Raw genomic sequence first — 22,491 nt, 5'->3', positions numbered from 1 at the left:
TGCTATGTCCCGCCGCGCGATGAATCCAGCGCTGGTCTGCATCCCTACCTACAACGAGCGGGACAACCTCGAGCCCATCACCCGCGCGGTGTTGGAGGCCGAGCCGCGGGTGGACATCCTCGTCGTCGACGACAACTCCCCGGATGGCACGGGGAAGCTGGCCGACGAGCTGGCGGCGAAGGAGCCGCGCATCCGCGTGCTCCACCGCGAGAAGAAGCAGGGACTGGGGCGCGCCTACCTCCATGCCTTCCGGCAGGCGCTCGACTGGGGCTACACGTACATCCTGGAGATGGACGCGGACTTCAGCCACGATCCGCGCTACCTGCCCACCATCCTGGACACGGCCCAGGCCGGCGTGGACCTGGTGCTGGGCTCGCGCTACGTGCACGGCGGCGGCACCGTCAACTGGGGCGTGGGCCGGCAACTCATCAGCCAGGGCGGCTCGCTCTACGCGCGGAGCATCCTCGGGGTGGACATCCGCGACCTCACCGGCGGCTTCAAGTGCTTCCACCGCCGGGTGCTCGAGTCCATCGCTCTGAACGCCGTGCAGAGCACCGGCTACGCCTTTCAGATCGAGCTCACCTACCGCACCCTCAAGCAGGGCTTCACGGTGAAGGAAGTGCCCATCGTCTTCGAGGATCGCCGGGTCGGGCAGTCCAAGATGAGCCGGCGCATCTTCGTCGAGGCGCTGACGATGGTGTGGAAGCTGCGTCTCACGGTGTAGGAGGGGCGCATGTCCGAACAGTTCTCGCTGTTCATCGTGGCACTGCCCGCGATGCTCTTCGTCGTCGATCCGGTGGGCCTGGTGCCCATCTTCCTGGCGATGACCGCGGGGGACTCGCAGGAGAAGATCCGCAGCACGGCGCGGCGCGCGTGCCTCGTGGCGTGCGCGCTGATGCTCTTCTTCGCCCTCTTTGGCGGCGTCATCTTCAAGGTGTTCGGCGTGTCGCTGGGCGCCTTCCGGGTGGCCGGCGGCATCCTGCTGCTCATCACCGCCCTGGACATGCTCCGGGCGCGCCCCTCGGAGACGCGCACCACCCCGTCCGAGACCCAGGAAGGCGTGGTGAAGGAGGACGTGGCGCTGGTGCCCCTGGCGATGCCCCTGCTCGCGGGTCCCGGCGCCATCGCCACCGCCGTGGTGCTGATGGCCCGTGGCGGCAACCGGCTCGTGTCCGCCGTGCCCGTGCTGCTGGCCATCCTCATCACCTTCGTGACGAGCTACTTCATCCTGCGCGCCGCCAGCCTCGTGCAGCGCGTGCTGCGCCAGTCCGGCGTGGCCATCCTCGAGCGCGTCATGGGGCTCATCCTCGCGGCCATCGCGGTGCAGTTCATCGCGGATGGCGGCAAGGATCTGCTGCGCGAGCACCCCGCGGCATCTCAGATGCTGGATGCCGCCCAGACGCCCGAGCGCTTCATCACCGCGCCCTTGGCCTTGCCGCCCAGCGACATCCGGTTGGGCGCCGCGCGCTGCGCGTCGTAGACGTAGCCCTCGCCCTGGCGCTGGAGGAAGAGCACCAGCGCCTCACGGGTAATCTCCCGGACCACCTTGAAGTTGGGACCCCCACACGAGGGCTCTCCCGAGAACAGGCGCTCGAGCACGTTCTCGTCGGCGTCCTGGACGAAGACGAGCACCTGGGTGGGCCCGTCATGCCCGTCGGCCTCCAGGCCGGAGAGGATCTGCTGCGGGAGCTGCTCACGCACCAGGGTCTGGACGAGTTCGCACTTGGTCGCCTCGTTTTCGGGGGCCGCGGTGGCGGGGGCTGGCGCGTGCATGCAACCAGGGAAGGCAAGGGCGAGCAGGGCGGGGAGCACGAGTCGCTTCATCCGTGGGTTCTCCTTGGGGCGGCACCGTCCGCCATCGCGGCGGAAGACGGGGGGACTTCGAGAGGAAGGCACCCTGGTGAGCACCCGGGTGCCGTGCAACGCGAAGCCGGCTCCTTCGCGGCGGTGATGTTCGTAACAGATCCTTCGGGCTCGAACATTCCCTACCCCGGAACGAGAGACCATCCGCTCCCCGACTTTCTCCGGGAGCGAGAGGCCAACCAGCCCCTCAGGGCACGCCCACCAGGGAAATGCGCGCGGTGTCGGCCTTCCGGAAGAGTTCGGGTGCGTCCAGCAGCACCGTCTTCCCCACTTCCAACGCCAGCACGGTGGCCCCCACTTCCTTCATGACGTCCAGGGTGCGGGGGCCGACGGCGGGCAGATCGAAGCGCAGGTCCTGCCCGGGCTTGCAGCGCTTGACCACCACGGCGCCCGCGCCGCCGTACTTCGCGCCCCGGCGGATGGCCTCGTCGGTGCCTTCCACCGCCTCGAGCGCCAGCACGTGGCCCTGGCGCACCACCACCGTCTGGCCCACGTCCGCCTGTCCGAGCAGCGTGGCCACCTCGCGCCCCAGCGCCACGTCCTTCTCCTGGACCGCGTTCAGGGCGGGTCCGGCGAGGTGCCCCGCGGGACACAGGGCCTGCGCCAACCAGTCCGTGGGCGCCACGATGGTGACGCCGTGGGACTCGAAGTAGTCCGCCACCGCGCGCAGCAGGGCATCATCGCGCACGCTGCGCAGGCGCGAGAGGATGCGCACCGCGCCCAGGTCCGGCCGGGCCTCGGTGAAGGCGCGCACCCGGCCAATGCCCCCGGCCATCGCCGCCCGGGTGACGCCCGCGTCGCGGAAGGCGCGCAGCATGCGGTCCACCTGCCCCAGCCGCACCCACGTCAGGGAGGCGACCTCGGAGGCCAGCGCCGGATCCGTCTCGCCCCGGTGGGCGACCGCCACCACTTCCAGGCCCTGGGCCCGGGCCGCGCTGGCGAAGAGGAAGGGCAGACGGCCGTTGCCCGCGATGAGGCCAATGCGTTCCACGGTGGGCGTCAGCGCGTCAGGCCGCGCTTGCTCTGGGCAATGAAGTCCACCAGGTAGTCGATCTCCGCCTGGCCGCCCAGCTCCGCCTTCAGCCGGGCCACCGCCTCCGTCAGCACCAGCTTCGAGCGGAAGAGGATCCGGTAGGCCTCCTTGATGCGGGCCACCTGCTCCTCGCTGAAGCCATGGCGCTGCAGGCCGATCACGTTCAGGCCGGACAGCTCCGCCCGGTCCCCCTGCGCCGTGCAGTAGGGCGGCACGTCCATGGTCACCATGGCGCCGCCCGAGATGAAGGCGTGCTTGCCCACCCGGGTGAACTGGTGCACCGCGGACAGCCCACCGAGGATGACGAAGTCCTCCACCACCACGTGTCCGGCGAGCGCCACGCTGTTGGCGACCACGCAGCCACTGCCCACCACGCAGTCGTGGGCCACGTGGCTGCAGGCCATGAAGATGTTGTTGTCGCCTACGCGCGTCACCCCACCCCCGCCCACCGTGCCGATGTTGAGCGTGGTGGACTCACGGATCTGGTTGCCGTTGCCGATGATGAGCTGGGTGTCCTCGCCCGCGTATTTGAGATCCTGCGGCACACCCCCCACGGAGGCGAAGGGAGAGATGCGGTTGCGCTCGCCGAGCGTGGTGCGGCCATCGATGACGACGTGGGCACCCACCTTCGTGCCCGCGCCAATCGTCACCTTGCCACCAATGATGGAGTAGGGACCCACCTCCACGGTGTCGTGGAGGCGGGCATCCGGGTGGACCACCGCCGTGGGGTGAACCTGCGCCATGGTGTCTCCCTCGTCCTGTCAGGACGCCTCGGCGGTGGAGCCGCCCGACTTCTTGTCCTTGTCCACGACGGTGGCGAGGAACTCGCCCTCGGCCACCTTCGCTCCGTCAACCGTGGCCGTTCCCTTCGTCTTCCACACCGCGCCCTTGTGACGCAGCACCTCGACGTTGAGCTGCAACCGGTCTCCGGGCACCACGGGCTTGCGGAAGCGCGCTCCGTCCACGCTCATCAAGTAGGAGACCGACCGCGAGGGGTCCATGTTCTCCGTCTTGTAGGCGAGGATGGCCGACGCCTGGGCGAGCGCCTCCAGGATGAGCACGCCCGGCATCACCGGGTGGCCCGGGAAATGGCCGTTGAAGAAGGGCTCGTTCATGGTGACGTTCTTGAAGGCCACGATCTTCTGGCCAGGAACGATTTCCACCACCCGGTCCACCAGGAGGAACGGATACCGGTGGGGCAGCAGCGCCTGGATCTCCTGGATGTCCATCATCCGCCCTTCTCCTTTTTCTCGAGCATCTCCACCCTGCGCCGCAGGGTGCGCACTTCCTTGAGCAGCTCGGTCAACTGGCCGAGCGCGGCCGACGTCCGCAGCCACTCGCGATGGGGCATGGCCGGGGTGCCGCTCACCACCTGTCCATCTTCCACGTCCTGCGCCACGCCCGACTGGGCCCCGACCTTGGCCATGTCGCCCACGCGGATGTGGCCCACCACGCCCACCTGCCCCGCCAGCACCACGCCCGTGCCCAGCTCCGACGAGCCGGACACGCCCGCCTGCGCGCACAAGAGCGACAGCGGGCCCACCTTCACGTTGTGGGCGATCTGCACCAGGTTGTCGATCTTCGTGCCGCGGCCGATGACCGTCTCGCCGAGCGTCGCCCGGTCGATGGTGGTGCAGGCGCCCACCTCGACATCGTCCTCGATGCGCACGATGCCCGCCTGGGGAATCTTGTAGTGCTCCGGGCCCAGGGCGCCCTCGGGGTTGAAGGCGAAGCCGAAGCCGTCCGCCCCCACCACGCACGAGGCGTGGAGGATGACGCGCGCGCCCACCTGGCAGTGCTCGCGCACGGTGACGTTGGGGTAGAGCACGCTGTCCTCACCCACCTCCGCCGCCTCCCCCACGTACGCTCCGGGGAAGAGCACCGCACGAGCCCCCACCCGCGCGCCCTTGTCCACCGTGGCTCCGGCCATCACCGTGGCGTCCGGGTGCACGCTGGCCTCGGGGTGCACGTGGGCGCCGGGCCGCACGCCCGCCTCGTAGGTGGGCCGCGGGTGGAAGAGCTGGGAAATCTGGGCGAAGGCCAGGTGCGGATTGGACACACGCACCAGCGAGACGTGCTCGCGTGGCTCGGCATCCCGGCCCACCAGCACGGCCGACGCCCGGGTGGCGTCGTACTGCCGGCGGTAGCGCGGGTTGCCATAGAAGGAGAGCTCGCCAGGCAGTGCCTCGACGAGCCCATTGAGTCCGGTAATCACGAGGCCGGCGTCACCGAGGAGCTCACCCCCCACATGGGCGGCGAGCTCCCCGAGCCGGCGGGGCTTGAGAGTATGCACGAGGAGAGCGAGGCCTACTTCTTGGGCGCGTCCTTGGCGACCGGGGCGTCCTTCGCCTTGCCCTTGCCACTGTTGTACGAGCGGATGACCTCGTTGGTCAGGTCGTACTGGCTCAGGGCGAACACCAGGCCGGAGTCGCGCTTCTCGAAGACCATGCCCAGGCCCTCGCGGTCGGCGATGTTCTTGATGACGTCGTCGATCCTCGCGATGATCGGCTCCATCTCCTTGCGCTCGCGCTCGGCGGCCTCACCGCGGCTCTTCTCCCACTTCTGGGCCAGGTCGTAGACCTTCTTCTGCAGGTCGGTGGCCTTCTGGACGCGCGTCTCCTCGCTCATCGCGCTCGCCTGCTTGTCCAGGGTCTCCTTCTCCTTGCGCAGGGCCTCCTGCTCGGAGTCGATCTCCTTCTGGCGGGCCTCCAGCCACTTCTGGAGACGGGCCTTGGCGGCCTTGCCGTCATCCACCTCGAGCATGACGCGCTGGTAATCCACGTAGCCCATCTTGGTTTCGGCGGCGGCCAGCGTGGGGACCGCGAGCATCGCGGTGATGGCCAGGACGGACAGTTTGCTTCGAAGCGACATGTGCGACAGCTCCTCGGGGGAAGTTTGGAAAGTTCGACGTCCCGCCGGTTTCTCTGTTCAACGGCCCCGGAAGGCCGGGAACAGAGCGGACGGACGACCTATCAGAAGAAATTGCCGATCGTAAACTCGAAGAGGATGGGCTGATCATCCGGACGCTTCGTGAGCGGGATTCCCCACTCGAAGCGCAAGGGACCGACCGGCGAGAACCACCGGAAGCCGAAGCCCACCGAGTGGAACAGGCCCAGGGGCAGCTTGTTCTGCTTATCCTCGAAGAAGCGCTCGTTGGAGGCATAGGCGTTGCCCGCGTCGTAGAAGACCACGCCGCGGATGCCGGCCTTCTCGAAGATGGGGAACTCCAGCTCCACGTTGAGGATGAACTGCTTGTTGCCGCCCACGTTGATGGATTGGATGGTGGCGTCGGGCGAGGCGGAGTTGGGCGCGAGCAGCGAGGGGCTGATGGTGCGCAGCGCGTAGCCGCGCATCGAGTTGATACCGCCCAGGTAGTAGAGCTCGGAGATGGGCAGTGGCCGCTGGCTGTCCAGCGACTGGATGTAGCCCACGGTGGCGTTGGTCTTGAAGACGGCGCCCAAGGGCAGCGGGAAGTACAGGCGCGAGTAGGCGCTGTAGCGCGCGAAGAGGAACGAGCCGCCGAGGAAGCTCGGCGCGTACTCCACCGAGCCGTAGTGGATGAAGCCCTGGGAGGGGAAGAGGCGGTTGTTGCGCTTGTCGTAGGTGACGGACAGGCGCGCCGAGCTCGTCACGCCACTGAGGAAGCGGTTGGCCAGCAGCACGCCGCCAATGCTCGACAGGGCGGAGACACTCACGTGCTCCTGCGAGTAGCCCACGTTGACGAGCAGGTCCTCGACGATCTGGTAGCCCAGGCCGATGTTGCCACCCGTGGAGCGGCGGTCGAAGTCGACGTAGTTGGACTCCACGCGGAAGAAGTCCGCGGAGAAGATGTAGTTGGTGTCCAGGAAGTACGGATCGAAGAACGACAGCTGCACGAGCGAGCGCAGACTGGAAATCTGCGCCGAGGCGGACACGCTCTGGCCCCAGCCGAGGAAGTTGTTCTGCGACACCTGGGCCGTGAAGATGAAGTCCTCCACGTTGGAGAAGCCCAGGCCCACCTGGAAGGTGCCGGTCGCCTTCTCCTTCACCTCCACCGTCAGGACGATGGAGTCCCCGCGCGAGCCGGGCTTCTGGTTGACCTCCACCGTCTCGAAGAAGCCGAGCGCCGTCACGCGCTCCTTGCTGCGGCGCACGCCGGTGCCACTGTAGAGCTCGCCCTCGTAGACGCGCAGCTCGCGGCGGATGACCTTGTCGCGCGTCTTCGTGTTGCCCACCACCTCGATGCGCTCGATGGTGACCTGGGGACCCTGCTGCACGTCGAAGGTCAGGTCCACCGTGCGCTGGTCGGCGTTGATGTTGGTGACGGGGTTGATGTTGGCGTAGGCGTAGCCCCGGTCGTAGTAGACGTCGGTGAGGGCCTGGATGTCCGTGCCGAGCTTCGAGCGGCTGAAGTGCTCGCCGGAGTTCGTGCTCATCAGGCGCGCCAGCTCCTCCTTGGGCACCACCAGGTCGCCGGAGAAGTCGATCTTGCCGATGTCGTAGCGCTCGCCCTCGGTCACCCGGAGGGTGATGTAGATGTCGCGCTTGTCGGCCGACAGCGACACGTTGGGCTTGTCCACCCGGACGTTGATGAAGCCCTCGTCGTAGTAGGTGGCCTGGATGACCTGCAGGTCGCGCTGGAAGACCTCCTCGCGGTAGGTGCCCTCGCTCGTGAGGAACGACAGGTAGCCGCCCTGCTTGGTGAGCATCACGTCCTTGAGCTGGGAGGCGGGAATCTTCTCCGCGCCCAGGATGACGATGTCCTTCACCATCACCTTCGAGTTCTCGTCGACGGTGAAGACCACGTCGACCTGGCCACCCGCCACGGGCTCGATCTTGTGGGACACCTCGGCCAGGAAGTAGCCCTTCTCGATGTACTTCTCCTGGATCTTCTTCTGGGTGCTGCGCACCGTGTCCATGTCCAGGATGGTGAGGGGCTTGACCTCGATGGACTCCTTGAGGTCGTCCTGGCTGATCTCCTCGTTGCCGGCGAGTTTCACCGAGCGGATGGACGGGCGCTCCTGCACGCGCACCACGTAGATGACGCCGCCGGCGGGCAGGCGCTGCACGAGCAACTGCACGTCGCTGAAGTAGCCGAGGGCCCAGATGGCCCGGAGATCCTCGGCGCTGCGGGACGTGTCGAGATCCGTGCCCACCTGGGTGCGCAGGGCGCGGCGGATGGCCTCGGCCTCGACGCGGCGATTGCCCTCGACGCGGATGTCGGTGACCTCGTCCTCACGCACCTGCCGGTCGGGATCGACTGGAGCATCGGCGCTTCGGGGGGCGGAGGTCGCGGGAGGCGCATCCGTGTTCGTCTGCGCGAGCACGCGACCGGGCATCACCGACCATGCGGCGGCGAGGAGCGGGAGAAGGAACCTGAGCGGAAGAACGGGGAGCCTCAAGAGAAGTCGGCCGGTAAAGGGCGGGGCAATCTATGGGAGGAAATCAGCGGGTCTCAATGAGAAAGCGCCGGACGGGGGTCCGGAAGGCCTCATGCTTCGGTTACCTGGCCGGCCATCAGCCGCAACCGCCGGGGCATGGAGCGCGCCAGGGTCTCGTTGTGGGTCACCACCACGGCGGTGATGCCCAGATCCCGGTTCACCTCGCGCAAGAGCTGGTGGATGCCCTCGCCGGTGGCGGGGTCCAGGTTGCCCGTGGGCTCGTCGGCGAGCAGCACCGCCGGCTTGAGCACCAGGGCGCGCGCCAGGGCCACGCGCTGCGCCTCACCGCCGGACAGCTCCCCGGGCCGGTGATCCACCCGGGAGCCCAGGCCCACCCGCTCGAGCAACTCCCGCGCGTAGGCATAGGTGGGCGCCCGCTCCCGGCGCTGGATGAGCGCCGGCATGGCCACGTTCTCCAACGCGGTGAACTCGGGCAGCAGGTAGTGGCTCTGGAAGACGAAGCCGATGGTGCGGTTGCGGAAGTCGGCGATCTCCGCGTCGTTCATGGCGAAGACGCTCTTGCCCTCGAAGAGCAGCTCGCCCGCGGCGGGCATGTCCAGCGTGCCCAGCACGTGCAGGAACGTGCTCTTGCCCGCGCCGGACGCGCCGATGAGGCTCACCATCTCCCCCTTGTCGATGTCCAGGGAGACGCCGCGCAGCACGTCGATGCGCTTGCCGTGCAGGAAGTAGCTCTTGAAGACGTCGCGGATGGAGAGCAGTGCCATCGTCCTCACTCCGCCTTGAGGCCTTCCACCGGCTCCACGCTGCTCGCCTTGAGCGCGGGATAGATGGACGCCAGATAGGTGACCAGCACCGCGATGACCACCGCGAGCGCCGTCTGCACCGGCTCGATCTTCACCGGCAGGTTGGGGATGTAATAGACGGACGGGTCCAGTTTGATGCCCACCTTCAGGATGAAGTAGCACCACGCCAGCCCCGAGAAGAGCCCGAGCAGGCCTCCGGCCACGCCAATCTGGAGGCCCTCGGCGAGGAAGATCTTCACGATGCCGCCGTCGGAGACGCCCAGGGCCTTGAGCACGGCGATCTCCTTGCGCTTCTCCAGCACGAGCATGATGACCGTGGCCACGATGAGGCCCGCGGCCACGATGATGATGATGGACAGGATGATGCCCATCACCAGCTTCTCCAGCCGGAGCGCGGAGAAGATGTTGCGGTGGATCTCCCCCCAGTCCCGGGCGCGGTAGGGATAGCCCCCCAGCTCGCGCGACACCTGCGTGGCGATGCGCCGCGCGTCGTCCACGTCCGCCACCTTCAACTCGATGCCCGTGGGGCCCGTGGTGTTGAAGAGCTTCTGGGCCTCGGCCAGCAGGATGTAGGCGAACTTGGCGTCGTACTCGTACATGCCCGAGTAGAAGATGCCCGCCACGCGGAAGGCGCGGCTCTTGGGGATGAGGCCCGCGGGGCCCAGCTCCGCGCCCTGGGGCGAGATGACGTTCACCCGGTCTCCCACCACCACGCGCAGGATGGTGGCCAGCTCCCGGCCGAGGATGATGCCCGGCAGCACCTTCTGCTCGGTGCTCCGGGTCGTCTTCCCAATGATGGGATCGACCTCCTCGTCCTCCTCCTCGTCCTGGCCGGAGGGCTTCGAGCCCAGGCCCAGCGAGCGCCGGGGAGCGATCTTCTCGGGGGTCTCCAGGTTGTCCAGATCGCCCCCGGGCAGCATGTTCCGGCGCAGGTCCAGCACCGAGCCCACGGTCTCCGGATCAATCCCCTTGAGCACGATGCCCTGCACCTCGTCCTCGGCGAGCACCATCACCGGGTTGTCGATGGAGGGCGTCTGGCCCGCCACGCCGGGCACCTTGGCGATCTGCTCCATCAGCCGCTTGTACTCGGACAGGTGGCCCGCGTACTTCGACACCACCACGTGCGAGTGCGCGCCGAGAATCTTGTTCTGCAGGTCCTCCTCGAAGCCGCTCATCACCGACAGGACGATGATGAGCGCCATGACTCCCACGCCCACGCCGCCCACCGAGAGCGCCGTCATCATCATGGTGGGCGACTGCTCGCGCAGCTTCAGGCGGTTGAGCGCGGAGGCGGCGGCGAGCGGATCCTTCAAGCCCAGGGCGCGGATGCGCGTGCGCTCCACGGCCGCCTCCACCGAGCGGATGATGCCGTAGATGATGAGCGGCGGGACGATGCCGAACAGGAGCACCGCCAGCGTGCCGAACACGAGCGAGGGGCGGAACACCCCCACGTGGCGCCGGGCGACGAACAGCTCGAAGCGCAGCCGCAGATCCATGCGCCCGCTGCCCGCGGCGATGAAGCCCGTGTTGATGCCCAGCACCAGCATGAGCACCAGCAACGAGAACACCAGCCAATAGCCCACCACCGGGCGGCCGAGCATGTCCGCCACGTACGTCACTTCGCGCAGCCGGTAGCCCAGCGACACCTGGAGGTCCGGCAACTGCTCCATCAGCGTCAGGCCGATGGGCACGGGCAGACCGAGGTAGATGACCCCGATGGTGGCCTCGGGCAGGGCGAGCCGCCGCGCCCGCGCCGCCCCCACGAAGCCGCACGCGAACGCCACGAGCGAGGCGACGATGAGCGACACCGCGAAGGCGATCGGCGGAGCCAGACCGCCCTGCCCTCCCCCGCTCGCCCCACCGCCGCTCGACAGGAACGTCTGCAGCAGGATGAGCACCAGCTCCGACAGCAGCATGCCGCCGCCGTAGGCGCCCAACGTGCTCCAGTAGAAGTCCCGGTACTGCGCCAGCCGGGGATAGAGCACCGCGCCCGCGGCCGGGCTGGGTCCCTCGGTGGATTCCGGGGCCCGGCGGATGCCGCTGGCGATGAGCACCCAGCCCACGATCCACGCGGCGGACCCGATGACGAGGTACTCGGTGCCCACCAGCCCCACCGAGGAGGGCACGGAGGACTGCACCGCCACCAGGCCAATCGCGTTGATCGTCTGCACGAGCCCGCCCCAGCCCAGGGCGGACAGCCCCAGCACCGAGGCGACCCGCGCCCACGCGTCCACGCGGCCAATGGCCACGCCGAGCAGCACGACGCCCACGAGCGCCACGAGGACGCCGCTCCAGATGAGGCTCCAGCGGTAGACGGTCTGCCGTTCGGCGTTCACAGGGGTTCCTGCCTACTTCGCAAGCGGCTTGAGGAGGGGGAAGAGAATGACGTCGCGGATCGACGGCGCGTCGGTGAACAACATGGTGACGCGATCAATCCCGATGCCCTCACCCGCCGTGGGCGGCATGCCGTGCTCGAGTGCGCGGATGTAGTCCTCGTCGTAGTCCATCGTCTCCTGCTGGCCGCGCTGCTTGGCCTCCAGCTGGGAGAGGAAGCGTTCCTTCTGGTCGATGGGATCGTTGAGCTCGGAGAAGGCGTTGCCGATCTCCCGGCCCGCGACGAACAGCTCGAAGCGATCGGTGAAGTCCGGGTTCTGATCATTGCGGCGCGCCAGGGGGCTGACCGCCGTGGGGTACTGGGTGATGAACGTGGGGTGCACCAGGGTGCTCTCCACGTGGTGCTCGAAGAGCGCGCCCACCAGCTCCCCGTGGTGCATGGTCTGGATGGCGCGGCGATCCGCCTCGCCCTGGGCCTTGGACAGCAGCTCGTGCCGCAGCCGGTCCGGGTCCGCCATGTCCTTGTCGCTCAAGGAGGGCACCGCCTCGCGGATGGCCTCCGTCATGGGGATGCGCTTCCAGCCCTTGCCGAAGTCCAGCACGTGCCCCTGGTAGGTGACCTTCGTGTCCCCCGTCACCGCCTTGGCCGCCCCCGAGAGCATCTCCTCGGTGAGATCCATCAGGTCCTCGAACGTGGCGTAGGCCTGGTAGAACTCCAGCATCGTGAACTCGGGGTTGTGCCGGGTGCTGATGCCCTCGTTGCGGAAGTTGCGGTTGATCTCGTACACGCGCTCGATGCCGCCCACCACCAGACGCTTGAGGTAGAGCTCCGGCGCGATGCGCATGTACAGATCGATGTCGAGCGCGTTGTGGTGCGTGATGAACGGACGCGCCGCCGCGCCGGACACCAGCGGGTGCATCATCGGCGTCTCCACCTCGATGAAGTCGCGCCCGTCGAGGAACTCGCGGATGTAGCGGATGAGCTTGTTGCGCTTGAGGAAGGTCTGCTTGACCTCGGGGTTGGACACGAGGTCCAGGTAGCGCTGGCGGTAGCGCGTCTCCACGTCCGACAGGCCATGCCACTTCTCGGGCAGGGGGCGCAGGGACTTGGTGAGCGGCAGGAACTTCGTCGCCGACAGGGTCAGCTCGCCCGTCTTCGAGCGGAAGAGCGTGCCCTGCACCGCCACGAAGTCGCCCAGGTCGCACAGCTTGAACAGCTCGTAGGCGTCCCCGAGCGCGTCCTTCTTCAGGTGGGCCTGGATCTCCCCGGAGCGGTCGCGCAGCTTCACGAAGGCGGCCTTGCCGAAGCTGCGCACGGCCACGATGCGGCCCGCCACGTCGTAGGCGACAGGCCCGGCCTGCTCGATCTCCTCGGTGGTCTGCTTGTCGTGACGGGCGAGGATGTCGGCGGCCAGGTGCTGGGGCCGGTACCCATTGCCGTAGGGGTTGAAGCCGGAGTCCTTCCACTTGCGCGCCTTGTCGAGGCGCTGCGCGTAGATTTCCTGCTCCTTGGACCCGAGGTCTACTTCGGCGGTCTTGTTCTCTGGCGTGTCGGACATGGGCATCCCGTGAGGGCGCGGCACGCTAGCCAAGCGCACCCCGGGACGCAATCAATGGACGCAGCCGCCCCTTCTTTCAGGAAGAAGACACGATCAGGTAGGCCGCCACCGCGGCCGCGAGCAGCACGGGAATGAGGATCTCCACGGGCAGCCGGTAGTGCGCGTGCATGAGGTTCAACCCGCGCAGGCCGGAGCGGCGCTGGCGCTTCACCCGTGCCAGCACCTGCGAGGCCAGCGCCGGCGGCGCCTTGTGCCGCGGTGCCTGGCGCAACCGGAGCACGGTGCTCGAATAGGCCTGCCACCCCTGCTGGCACTCGCCACAGGTGTCCAGGTGGGAGCGCACTTCACGCGCCGTGTCGGCGGGAAGCTCCTCATCGGCGAAGGCGATGAACAGGGCCCGGGTCTCCCGGTGGCTGAGCTGCGCTGGCATATCCCGAAGTCTCCACTGAAAACCGTTCATTCCTCAAGCCGCCCCAACACATCCGCCAACTTCTCCCGGGCCCGGTGGAGCCGGCTTTTCACGGTTCCCAACGGTAGCTCGGTGATGTCGACGATTTCCTCGTATGACAGGCCCTCGATGTCCCGGAGCGCCACCAGCATGCGCGCGTCCGGCTCGAGCTGGGAGATGGCCCACTGTACCCGCGCCTGCTCGCGCGCGGCCTCCAGGGCCTCGTCGGGCCCCGGGGGCGAGCCCAGCGCCCGCGCCAGCGCGCCCTCGCTCTGCTCGCCGTATTCGTCCGAGCGGCCCCGGCCCCGGCGCTTGAGGTACTTCAGCCGGTTGAGGCAGTGGTTCTTTCCAATCCGGAACAACCACGTGGACAGCTTGGAGTCCTCCCGGAAGCGCGCCAGGTGCTGGTGGGCGCTCACGAAGACCTCCTGCACCACGTCATACGCCTCTTCCGGGTCCGCGAGCATCCGCACGCAGAAGTCGTAGAGCCGGTCCTGGTGCTCGCGCACCAGCGCCTCGAAGGCCTCGGGCTCGCCACGCCGCAGCCGCGCCAGCAGCAGGCGCTCCGGCGTCTCCACGTCCTGACTCCCGAGCACTTCGCTCGCAGACACCGGTGACCTCCCCGCGGCCTGTCCCGCGCACGGCTCCACCCCACTCCCCCTCCCTCCCCGCGGCCTTGGACAACGAGGCCGCGGAAAGGTTCCCCACCTCGGTGGCGAGGGGCTACTCGGGGGCCGCGCGGTTGGGGTTCTTCACCCCCATCAACTGGGCGGTGACGAACTGCTCCAGCTCTCCATCCAACACCGCGTCCACGTTGCCCGTTTCCACGCCCGTGCGCAGGTCCTTCACCATGCGGTAGGGCGCCAGCACGTACGAGCGGATCTGCGAGCCGAAGGAGATGTCCTTCTTCTGCGCCTCGGCGGCGTCCCGCTCCGCCTCGCGCCGCTTCATCTCCAGCTCGTAGAGGCGGCCGCGGAGGATCTTGAACGCCATGTCCTTGTTGGCCGACTGCGAGCGCTCCGTCTGGCAGGTGATGATGATGCCGGTGGGCAGGTGGCGCAGCTGCGCCGTGGACGAGGTCTTGTTGACCTTCTGACCGCCGGCGCCACCACCCCGGATGAACTTCAGCTCGATGTCCTTCTCCGGGATGTCGATCTGGATGGAGTCATCCACCTCCGGGTACACGTCCACCGAGGCGAACGCCGTCTGCCGGCGCGCGTTGGCGTCGAAGGGACTGATGCGCACCAGCCGGTGCACCCCCACCTCCGCCTTGAGGTAGCCGTAGGCGTACTCGCCCTCGATGCGCAGCGAGACGTTCTTGAAGCCGGCTTCCTCGCCCTCCTGCGAGTCGTTGATCTCCACCTTCCAGCCGCGCTGCTCGCAGTAGCGCGTGTACATGCGCATGAGCATGGCGGCCCAGTCCATGGAGTCCGTGCCGCCCGCGCCCGCGTTGATGTCCATGAAGCAGTAGGACCGGTCCTGCTCGCCGGAGAGCATCCGCGCCAGCTCCAGCTTGGCGATGTCCGCCTCGACGGCGCCGAGCGAGTCCTCGGCCTCCTTGGCGCTGGCCGGGTCGTTCATCTCCGCCGCCAGCTCCAGCAGCGTCTGCGCGTCGTCCAGGCCCCGGAGCGCCTTCTCGAAGGCCCCAACGCTCGACTCGAGCGTGGCCTTCTCCTTGAGCATCGCCTGGGCCTTGGTGTTGTCGTCCCAGAACGTGGGCAGCGTGGATTCGCGCTCGATCAGCGCGATGCGGGACCTCTTGCGATCGAGGTCAAAGATGCCCCCTGAGCGCCATCAGACGCTCGCGAAGCCCGCCGATTTTCTCCATCGAGTCGTTCGCCATGTTGTGTCCTCCTACCAGTCAGTTGCCAGAAGCCTTCAGGGTGGGCGCCAGGGGCCGGGACTCCTGTCCCACCGCCACCCTGGAGCGCCCCAGCGTCATCGCACCCGCCATGCCCACCGACACGGGCAGGAGCAGCGCGATGAGGCGCCAGTTGTCTTGATCGAACAGGGGCAGCGCCTTGAGCACCAGCCCCAGCACGCCCAGGGCCGCGAGCACCACCCACAACCGCCACATCCACTCGCGCGCCCGCGGCGAGCCGCGCATCCACATGAAGCCCAGGGGCAGCGCCAGCACGGTGAGCGGGTTGGCCAGGAACAGGTTCTCGTTGCGGTACGTCACCGTGTGGTCCGTGCCCAGCCACATGATGAACAGCGCGAGCCCCGGAATGCCCACCACCAGGCCCACCAGGACGTTCTGCAGGCCGAGCAGGATGCGGGGCACCCGCCCCCCCGTGCGCCGCTCCCACAGGGCCAGCCCCACCGCGATGCCGCCCAGCACCAGCCCCAGCAACAACAGGACCGGGGCGTAGTTCGGCGGATGCGCGGGAGTCACCGGACGGCCCTGCGCCGCGTAGAGGGTGAAGGCCCGGGCCACCAGCGGGTGGAGCTGTCCGTCCTCCCCTTTCACCTGGGCCTCCGCCACCTGCCGCTCCAGCTCGTCGGGCAGGAACGCCTCCTGCCAGCGCGTGGCGGGCTTGTCGATCTCGTCGTTCATCAGGAAGTCGAGCAGCAGGCTCATGGGCGGGCCCACGTCGGTGTAGCGGCGCGTTTGCTCGCGCAGCGTCATCCGCCCGGGGCCGCTCGCCGCGGCGTGCAGCTGACCTCCCAGCACCTTGTCGAGCGCATCGCGCAGCCGCGTCACGCAGTTGTCGTTGTAGTGGTGGTAGAGGTACTCGCGGTTCTGGGGCAGCACGTTCTCCGCCAGCAGCCGGCCCAGCTCCACCTTCTGCGCGGGCGTCAGGTTCAGCTCCTGCAGCCGCACGTCCCGGTTGAGCGAGCGGTAGAAGCGGAACGTGGCCGCGGGGCTCGCGTCGTCCACCCAGAACTCGAGCCGCCCCATCGCGTAGCGCAGGAGCATGCGCTCGTCGAAGGAGAACATGCCGTAGTTGTAGAGGCGCGACTGGCGCAGCTTCTGGTCCTCCACCACGAGCGAGCCGTGGCCGAACCAGGACGGCACGTCGTCGCCGGGCCCGAAGGTGACCAGATAGACGGTCAAGTCCTCGCCCCGGCTCTCCCCGGTTCCCCAGGGAGGCAGCTCCTGAGCGGACGCCGGAAGGGCGGTCAGCAACAGGCCGAGCAGGCAGAGCATCGAGGAGGCGAGGCGGGACATTCGCACCTACCTATCACGCGCGCCGCCCGACTCAACCCGTCTCCGTCTCACGTCATGAGCTTGCGAGCCCGGGGAGCCACCGCGTCGCCCACCATGCCGCTGGCGCCCAGCAGGCGCTCCTCGGCGCGCGCCATCTTCTGCGCGTCCTTGGGCCGCTCGTGGTCGTGCCCCAGCAGGTGCAGGAGGCCGTGCGCCAGGTAGCGCGCCACCTCCTCCTCCAGGGTGCGCTCGTACTCCCGGGCCTGGAGCTTCGCCGTGTCCAGGGAGATGACCACGTCGCCGAGCTGCCTCGGCCCGGGCGTGCCCTTGGGCGCCTCGCCCGCGGGGAAGCTCAGCACGTCCGTCGCCTTGTCCTTCTTGCGCCAGGTGCGGTTGAGCCGGCGGATGGCATGGTCGCCCACCAGGGAGATGGACAGCTCGCACCCGGACAGCTCCAGCTTCTCCAGGAACGTCTCGGCCAGCTCCGTCACCTGCTTCGCGAAGCGCTTGCCCTGGGGATGCGCCACCTGCACCGTCACCCGGTTCTCCTGGGGCTCCTCCTCGGCCTGCTCGATGTTGGCCAGCTCCACCCGGAAGGCCGGCGCGCAGACCGAGTAGTAGTCGCACGCGCCCTGCCCATCGTTGCGGTACACCACCCGGCGGCCCCGGGGCACCAGGCCCATCTCCCCTTCCTCGATGAGCTGGCGCCGGCCGTCCACCACGAGCGTCAGCTCGCCCTTGAGGACGATGACCACCTCGTCGAACTCGGGCTTCTGCGCGGGCTCGCTCCAGCCCGGCGGCGCCAGCATGCGCGCCACCGACACCGCGTCGGTGCCCGTCGTCGCCGCGCCCACGAACTCCTCAATGCGCTTCCCATCGTCGCGGGGAATCACCTTCCCCTTGCGCAGCTTCACGTTCGCCCTCCTCCCGCCAGACGCCTCAGGTACCCGTGCCCACCGGACGCGCCTTGTCTTCCTGTTTCGCCGCCGGCGCCACCATCAGCGAGCCCTTGGGGCCCGCCTGCAGTGCACCGGCCGGATACTCGGGACGCGCATGATAGATGCCCTCGAGCGTGTGCAGGAAGGACTGCGAGATGAGGTTCAAATCCCGAAGTGTCAGATCGCACTCATCCAGCTGCCCCTCGGAGAAGATGAGGTTGATCATCTTCTGCACCTGCGCTTGCAGCCGCGCCGAGGTGGGATCCGGCAGCGAGCGCGTGGAGGCCTCGACCGCGTCGGCGATCATCACCAGGGCGGCCTCGCGGAACTGGGGCTTGGGACCCGGGTAGCGGAAGATGCTCTCGTCGAGCGGAGGCGCGCCTTCCTTGCCCTCCTGCTCCTTGAGGGCCTTGTGGAAGAAGTAGCCCACCAGCCGGGTGCCGTGGTGCTGGGGAATGGCGTCCGCCACCAGCTTGGGCAGGCGGTACTGGCGCGCCATCTCCAGGCCCTCGGTGACGTGGCGCTTGATGATGACGGCGCTCATCGCCGGGGCGAGCCCATCGTGCCGGTTGTCGCCCTTCTGGTTCTCCCCGAAGTAGAGCGGATTCCGGCCCTTGCCGATGTCGTGGTAGTAGGCGCACGAGCGCGCCAGCAGCGGATTGGCGCCGATGTCCTCCGCGGCGTTCTCCACCAGCGTGCCGATGATGATGGAGTGGTGGTAGGTGCCCGGCGCCTGGACGATGAGCTCCTTGAGCGCGGGGTGGTTCAAGTTGGCCAGCTCCAGCAGCTTCAGGTCCGACGCATAGCCGAACACGGACTCGATGAGCGGCGTGAGCGCCAGCACCACCACGGGCACCGCCAGCGTCGTGCCCAGGAAGGCGAACACGGCGGTGATGAGGGTGTCGGGGGTGAGCCCCTTGCCCTCGGCCAGGAAGAGGAAGAGGACCGCCAGCAGGTTGGCCACGCCGGTGACGAGGCCCGCCTTGAAGATGCCCACGCGATCCTTGGCGCGGGTGATGCTGTCGGCCGCCACCAGGGCGCCCACCAGCGCGTAGATGCCAAAGGACAGCGAGTTGCCCAGCATCACGCCGCACAGGCACGCGAGCACGAGCGCGAAGAAGAGCGCCAGCTCCTCGGAGAGGACGAAGCGCACCAGCATGGCTCCGGCCGCCACCGGGAAGGCGTAGTAGAAGGCCTCCAGGGGCAGCGCCGCGTAGCGATCCTGCACCGCGTCCGCGATGGACACCCAGAGCTGCGCCAGGCCCAGCATCGACACCAGCAGCAGACCCAGGAGCAGCGCGTCCTTGCGCGTGGGCCGGAAGCGCCGGAAGGCCGCCCGGCAGAAGAGGTACGTGGCGGAGATGAGCAGCGCCACGAGCCCCGTGCCGCCCACCTGCAGCTGAACCAGATCCAACCGGTCCGTCTGCGCGCGCATGCCCCGGATGGCCACCAGGTGCGTCTCGTTGACCAGCTCCCCGTCGCCGATGACGCGCTGGCCCTTCTTGATGGAGATGACGGCGTCCTTCACCGCCGCCGCCGCCAGGCGCCTCCGGGCGTCCGTCTCCGCCAGGTTGATGCTGAGGCTGGGCCGCACCAGCCGCTTGGCCAGCCGCAGCACCGCCCGGCGCTGCACGACGGGGGAGTCCGGCAGGAGGTTGCCCGGAACGGAGGCGAAGCGCTCCATCTCCGTATAGGTCTCGCGCAGGTCCACCAGGGTGGGCGCCGTGATCGCCAGGGTCTGCTCGCCATTGTGGCGCAAGTCCCTCACGGTGATGCCCTGGGGGCCCTCGCGCGCGAGCTCCTCGCGCGAGGGGGCGATGTACACCGGCAGGGGCTCGGAGAAGCCGTAGGCCCGCTCCACGAGCAACAGCGTGGCCGCCTCCAGGTTCTCGGAGAAGCGCCCCGCGGTGAGCGCCTGGAAGTCGTCCGCGTCGATCTGCGCGTCCCGGCGCCCGAAGAGCAGCACCAGGAAGCTCTCGCGCAGCGCCTCCAGCTCCTGGCGTTGACGCTCGCGCTCCTCCGCCGTCGGCGCGGGCGGCTTGCGCGCCTTGCGCGTCTCGGTGGAGTCCACGGGCGCGGGCGGCGCGGCGGCGTCCTTCTCCGCCAGACGCCGGCGCATGTCGGAGAAGGCGCCGCTCACGGCGGTGCGCAGCTCCGAGACCACCCCCGGGCTCAGGTCGTACACCGGGCGGACCGCGGCGCGGGCCTCCTGGCGCCGCTTCTCGGTCATCGCCTCGTGGAGGATGTCGTAGTCCCGCCCGGCCTTGAACCCCGCCGGAGCATTCGTCCGGAAGGGCCGGCCCAGGTTCTCCTCGGTGAGGGCGGGGATCTGCTGGCTGTAGAGGCCCGGGGAGATGACGAAGCCGGCCGCGACCGACACCACCGCCAGCAACAGCAGGTTCGTCAGGCGCCGGCCCCATTCGGGGCCGAGCCGGAAACGACGAGACAAGGCGTCCAGCGGACTGGGTCCGGGGGGCGGCGATTCCGGTTCGGCCATGGCGGGCATCAACCTATGGGAGGCGGGGCGGAGACTTCAAGCAAGGCGGGAGCGGCATGTTGCTTGCCAACCGCTCCCCCGCCCCACCACTCGGCGAGCTGCCTCACGAGGAGGACGGCTCCTCGCTGGAGGGATGCGCCGGGGCCATCTGCTCCGCGTGCTTGAGCGCCTTGGCGGCCTGCTGGGCGGCGTCGAAGCGCTCGTAGGCGCGGATGACCTCCTGCACCAGCGGGTGGCGCACCACGTCCACGTCGGTGAACTCGGAGATGCAGAGGCCCTCGATGTTGCGCAGGATGGAGCGCGCGTGGTGCAGGCCGCTCATCCGGCCCACCGGCAGGTCCACCTGCGTCACGTCACCGGTGATGACCGCCTTGCTGTTGTAGCCCAGGCGCGTGAGGAACATCTTCATCTGCTCGACGGTGGTGTTCTGCGCCTCGTCGAGGATGACGAAGGAGTCGTTGAGCGTGCGGCCGCGCATGAAGGCCAGCGGCGCCACTTCCACCACGCCCTGCTCGATGAAGCTCGTGGCGCGCTCGATGGGCATCATGTCGTGGAGCGCGTCGTAGAGCGGGCGCAGGTAGGGGTTGACTTTCTCCGCCAGATCCCCGGGCAGGAAGCCCAGCTTCTCACCGGCCTCCACCGCCGGACGCGCCAGGACGATGCGCTTGACCTTCCTGTCGAGCAGATAGGAGACCGCCATGGCCATGGCCAGGTACGTCTTGCCCGTGCCCGCGGGGCCGATGCCGAAGACGATGTCGTTGGCGCGGATGGCGTCCACGTAGCGCTTCTGCGCGAGGCTCTTGGGCGCGATCTGCTTGTTGCCCGAGCTCTTGAGCACGGGCCCGAGCATCACGTCCTGGAGCGACTCGACGCCTCCGCGACCCATCACCTTGATGGCCTGCTCCACGTCCTCGCGGTAGATGGCGCGGCCGGCCCGGATCATCCCCTCGAGGCTCTCCACCAGCTTCACCGTGAAGGCCACGGCATCCGCCGGTCCCGACAGGTGCAGTTCCGTCCCCCGCTGTCCCACGCGGACACCGAGGCGGCGCTCCATGAGCTTGAGGTTCTCGTTCTGGTTGCCACACAGCGCCAGGGTCGTCGCGTTGTCGCGGACATCCACCTTGGCGGAGGTGGGGCTGACTTCTTGGGCCTCTACAGTGGCGGGGTTTCGCAATTCATCCCATCCCATGAGCACGGGTCTCGGCTTTCAACCTCACTTCAGTAACGGCCTCGATCACGACTTCCAGCCTCCGGTGTTGCTCAGCAGCGAGCAGCCCACCTAGCGCAAGGGGGGCAGGAGGATGAACTGACGGTCCGACGTACGACGGTAATAGTAATCATCCCTCCACGGGTAGCGCAGGTCCTCGTTTCGCAGCAGACCCACTTCCACCAGGGAGTCCAGTCGTTCGGGGAGGTTGCCCTTTTCGAGCCGGAACACCTCCAGCGCGGCCTCGATTCGCACCTGTTGGGCACGAGACACCAGGCGCTGGGCGGCCGGGTCCGAGAACGAGGAGGCCGACGCGCCCTGCAAGTCCCACGTGTCCGGCCGCAGCCGCGAGGCGACGAAGCCCAGCGCGGCGATCACCAGGAGGGTGACCGCGGCGCGCGCCACCATGCCGCCCAGCCGCACGAGCAGATCCCCGCCCCGCGCGGACGACGACAGGCTCGAGAGCCCCGAGGGTGGCAGGGCCCGGATGTAGTCGAGGTTGAGCAGGTTGACGAGCGCCTTCCAGGTCTCGAACTCGCCCAGGCAGCTCAGATCCACCAGCTTGCGCACGTCGCGCCCCGGGCCGATGAGGCTGTACACCCGGCGCTCGGTGCTGCCGATGGACTTGAACTCGCCCTTGTTCTCGTCCTTCTTCTCCTCGGAGAAGGCATCGTCGAAGGACGCGTCGAAGTCGTCCTCCTTCTCCTGGGCCTTCTGCGGCGGCAGCTCCTTGAGCTTCTCGAAGGTGGTGGCCTCGTTGGAGAGCTTCTTGCGCAGGTGGGGCCACTCATCCACCATCCGGAAGCCTTCCATGAGCACGCTCTCGGCGCGCAGCGGCGCGAGATCGTCCTGATCTATCTGGACGCTGTCCTCCTGCTTGAACTCGTAGTCGCCCGCCTTCCAGGAGAAGAGGCCGTAGAGCGACTCCGTCACCTGCAGCCGCATCATCTGCTTGAGCTTCTCCGCGGAGATGGCGCCCGTGGAGGTGAGCACGTCGCCGAGCCGCTTGAGGGTGCGCTTCTGGATCTCCAGCGCGCTCTCGAGCTGCTGGGGCGTGATGAGCTCGGCGCTCACCAGCATGTTGCCCAGCAGATCCTTCTTCTTGCGCGTGACACTCTCGGCACGCACGATGTTGCCGTCCCGGATGAAGACCTGGACGTCCTGATCCTTGCTCTTGAGGTAGAGCACCCCGGTCTTCTGCTGCTGCCCGATGAGCTGCAGGATGTCCGCGATGCCGAAGTCCTTGAGGGTTCCCGTGAGCGCCATCGTCGTTCCGG

At 68.2% G+C, this 22,491-nt stretch carries 19 protein-coding genes and 1 pseudogene; 2 read left to right on the top strand and 18 right to left on the bottom strand.

The annotated features are described in order from the left end of the window. The first annotated feature begins 19 nt into the window (after window positions 1-19). Both F0U63_RS17160 and F0U63_RS17155 read left to right on the top strand, forming a co-directional pair. Window positions 20-724 carry a polyprenol monophosphomannose synthase gene (locus F0U63_RS17160; protein ID WP_395848378.1) on the top strand — a complete coding sequence of 235 codons (705 nt, stop codon included), beginning with the start codon at window positions 20-22 and terminating at the stop codon, window positions 722-724. A gap of 9 nt (window positions 725-733) precedes the next feature. Next, window positions 734-1,360 (top strand): annotated as a pseudogene (locus F0U63_RS17155) (MarC family protein); the annotation flags it as partial. Between the two features lie 17 nt (window positions 1,361-1,377). Here F0U63_RS17155 and F0U63_RS17150 read toward each other — a convergent pair. From F0U63_RS17150 to F0U63_RS17065, 18 genes are all read right to left on the bottom strand, one after another. Next, window positions 1,378-1,824 (bottom strand): hypothetical protein, encoded by a 447-nt coding sequence (locus tag F0U63_RS17150; protein ID WP_395846996.1) that lies wholly within the window; start codon window positions 1,822-1,824, stop codon window positions 1,378-1,380. Window positions 1,825-2,050: 226 nt separating this feature from the next. Beyond that, a complete protein-coding gene (locus F0U63_RS17145; protein WP_395846995.1) occupies window positions 2,051-2,854 on the bottom strand; it encodes an LpxI family protein in 804 nt (267 codons plus the stop codon). Window positions 2,855-2,862: 8 nt separating this feature from the next. Next, window positions 2,863-3,639, bottom strand: coding sequence for an acyl-ACP--UDP-N-acetylglucosamine O-acyltransferase (lpxA, locus tag F0U63_RS17140; RefSeq protein ID WP_395846994.1), 777 nt, complete (start codon window positions 3,637-3,639; stop codon window positions 2,863-2,865). An 18-nt stretch (window positions 3,640-3,657) separates the two neighbouring features. Continuing rightward, a complete protein-coding gene (fabZ, locus tag F0U63_RS17135; protein ID WP_342745522.1) occupies window positions 3,658-4,128 on the bottom strand; it encodes a 3-hydroxyacyl-ACP dehydratase FabZ in 471 nt (156 codons plus the stop codon). After that, window positions 4,125-5,189, bottom strand: coding sequence for a UDP-3-O-(3-hydroxymyristoyl)glucosamine N-acyltransferase (lpxD, locus tag F0U63_RS17130; protein ID WP_395846993.1), 1,065 nt, complete (start codon window positions 5,187-5,189; stop codon window positions 4,125-4,127). Before lpxD ends, fabZ begins: the two co-directional genes overlap by 4 nt. Before the next feature lie 14 nt (window positions 5,190-5,203). Beyond that, a complete protein-coding gene (locus tag F0U63_RS17125) occupies window positions 5,204-5,767 on the bottom strand; it encodes an OmpH family outer membrane protein (protein WP_395846992.1) in 564 nt (187 codons plus the stop codon). 101 nt (window positions 5,768-5,868) lie between these two features. After that, window positions 5,869-8,214: an outer membrane protein assembly factor BamA gene (gene bamA, locus F0U63_RS17120; RefSeq protein ID WP_395846991.1), complete on the bottom strand. Its 2,346-nt coding sequence runs from the start codon at window positions 8,212-8,214 to the stop codon at window positions 5,869-5,871. 152 nt (window positions 8,215-8,366) lie between these two features. Beyond that, on the bottom strand, window positions 8,367-9,041 hold the full coding sequence (locus F0U63_RS17115) for an ABC transporter ATP-binding protein (RefSeq protein WP_395846990.1): 675 nt from the start codon (window positions 9,039-9,041) through the stop codon (window positions 8,367-8,369). A 5-nt stretch (window positions 9,042-9,046) separates the two neighbouring features. Next, complete coding sequence (locus F0U63_RS17110; protein WP_395846989.1) at window positions 9,047-11,416, bottom strand: FtsX-like permease family protein; 2,370 nt, start codon at window positions 11,414-11,416, stop codon at window positions 9,047-9,049. Window positions 11,417-11,428: 12 nt separating this feature from the next. Continuing rightward, window positions 11,429-12,973 carry a lysine--tRNA ligase gene (gene lysS / locus F0U63_RS17105; protein WP_395846988.1) on the bottom strand — a complete coding sequence of 515 codons (1,545 nt, stop codon included), beginning with the start codon at window positions 12,971-12,973 and terminating at the stop codon, window positions 11,429-11,431. Between the two features lie 76 nt (window positions 12,974-13,049). Further along, window positions 13,050-13,403, bottom strand: a complete 354-nt coding sequence (locus F0U63_RS17100; RefSeq protein ID WP_395846987.1) for an anti-sigma factor family protein — start codon at window positions 13,401-13,403, stop codon at window positions 13,050-13,052. Between the two features lie 26 nt (window positions 13,404-13,429). Beyond that, on the bottom strand, window positions 13,430-14,032 hold the full coding sequence (locus F0U63_RS17095) for a sigma-70 family RNA polymerase sigma factor (protein WP_395846986.1): 603 nt from the start codon (window positions 14,030-14,032) through the stop codon (window positions 13,430-13,432). Window positions 14,033-14,144: 112 nt separating this feature from the next. After that, window positions 14,145-15,264, bottom strand: a protein-coding gene (prfB, locus tag F0U63_RS17090) for a peptide chain release factor 2 (protein WP_395846985.1) whose coding sequence is annotated in 2 segments (ribosomal slippage) — window positions 14,145-15,194 and window positions 15,196-15,264 — 1,119 coding nt in all. Because the reading frame shifts where the segments join, the coding sequence is not laid out codon by codon here. Between the two features lie 18 nt (window positions 15,265-15,282). Next, a complete protein-coding gene (locus F0U63_RS17085; RefSeq protein WP_395846984.1) occupies window positions 15,283-16,593 on the bottom strand; it encodes a DUF4105 domain-containing protein in 1,311 nt (436 codons plus the stop codon). Window positions 16,594-16,640: 47 nt separating this feature from the next. Beyond that, a complete protein-coding gene (gene ybeY, locus F0U63_RS17080) occupies window positions 16,641-17,486 on the bottom strand; it encodes an rRNA maturation RNase YbeY (protein WP_395846983.1) in 846 nt (281 codons plus the stop codon). 25 nt (window positions 17,487-17,511) lie between these two features. Continuing rightward, window positions 17,512-20,007, bottom strand: a complete 2,496-nt coding sequence (locus F0U63_RS17075) for an HD family phosphohydrolase (protein ID WP_395846982.1) — start codon at window positions 20,005-20,007, stop codon at window positions 17,512-17,514. A gap of 103 nt (window positions 20,008-20,110) precedes the next feature. Further along, window positions 20,111-21,181 (bottom strand): PhoH family protein, encoded by a 1,071-nt coding sequence (locus tag F0U63_RS17070; protein ID WP_395846981.1) that lies wholly within the window; start codon window positions 21,179-21,181, stop codon window positions 20,111-20,113. A 105-nt stretch (window positions 21,182-21,286) separates the two neighbouring features. Further along, window positions 21,287-22,480 carry a DUF4388 domain-containing protein gene (locus F0U63_RS17065; protein ID WP_395846980.1) on the bottom strand — a complete coding sequence of 398 codons (1,194 nt, stop codon included), beginning with the start codon at window positions 22,478-22,480 and terminating at the stop codon, window positions 21,287-21,289. Window positions 22,481-22,491 lie beyond the last annotated feature (11 nt).

It is taken from the genome of Cystobacter fuscus (assembly GCF_044360685.1).
In the GTDB taxonomy this organism is placed as follows: domain Bacteria; phylum Myxococcota; class Myxococcia; order Myxococcales; family Myxococcaceae; genus Cystobacter; species Cystobacter fuscus_C.
The sequence above is the reverse complement of the archived record's forward strand: the minus strand, read 5'-3'. Positions and strand labels throughout refer to the sequence as shown.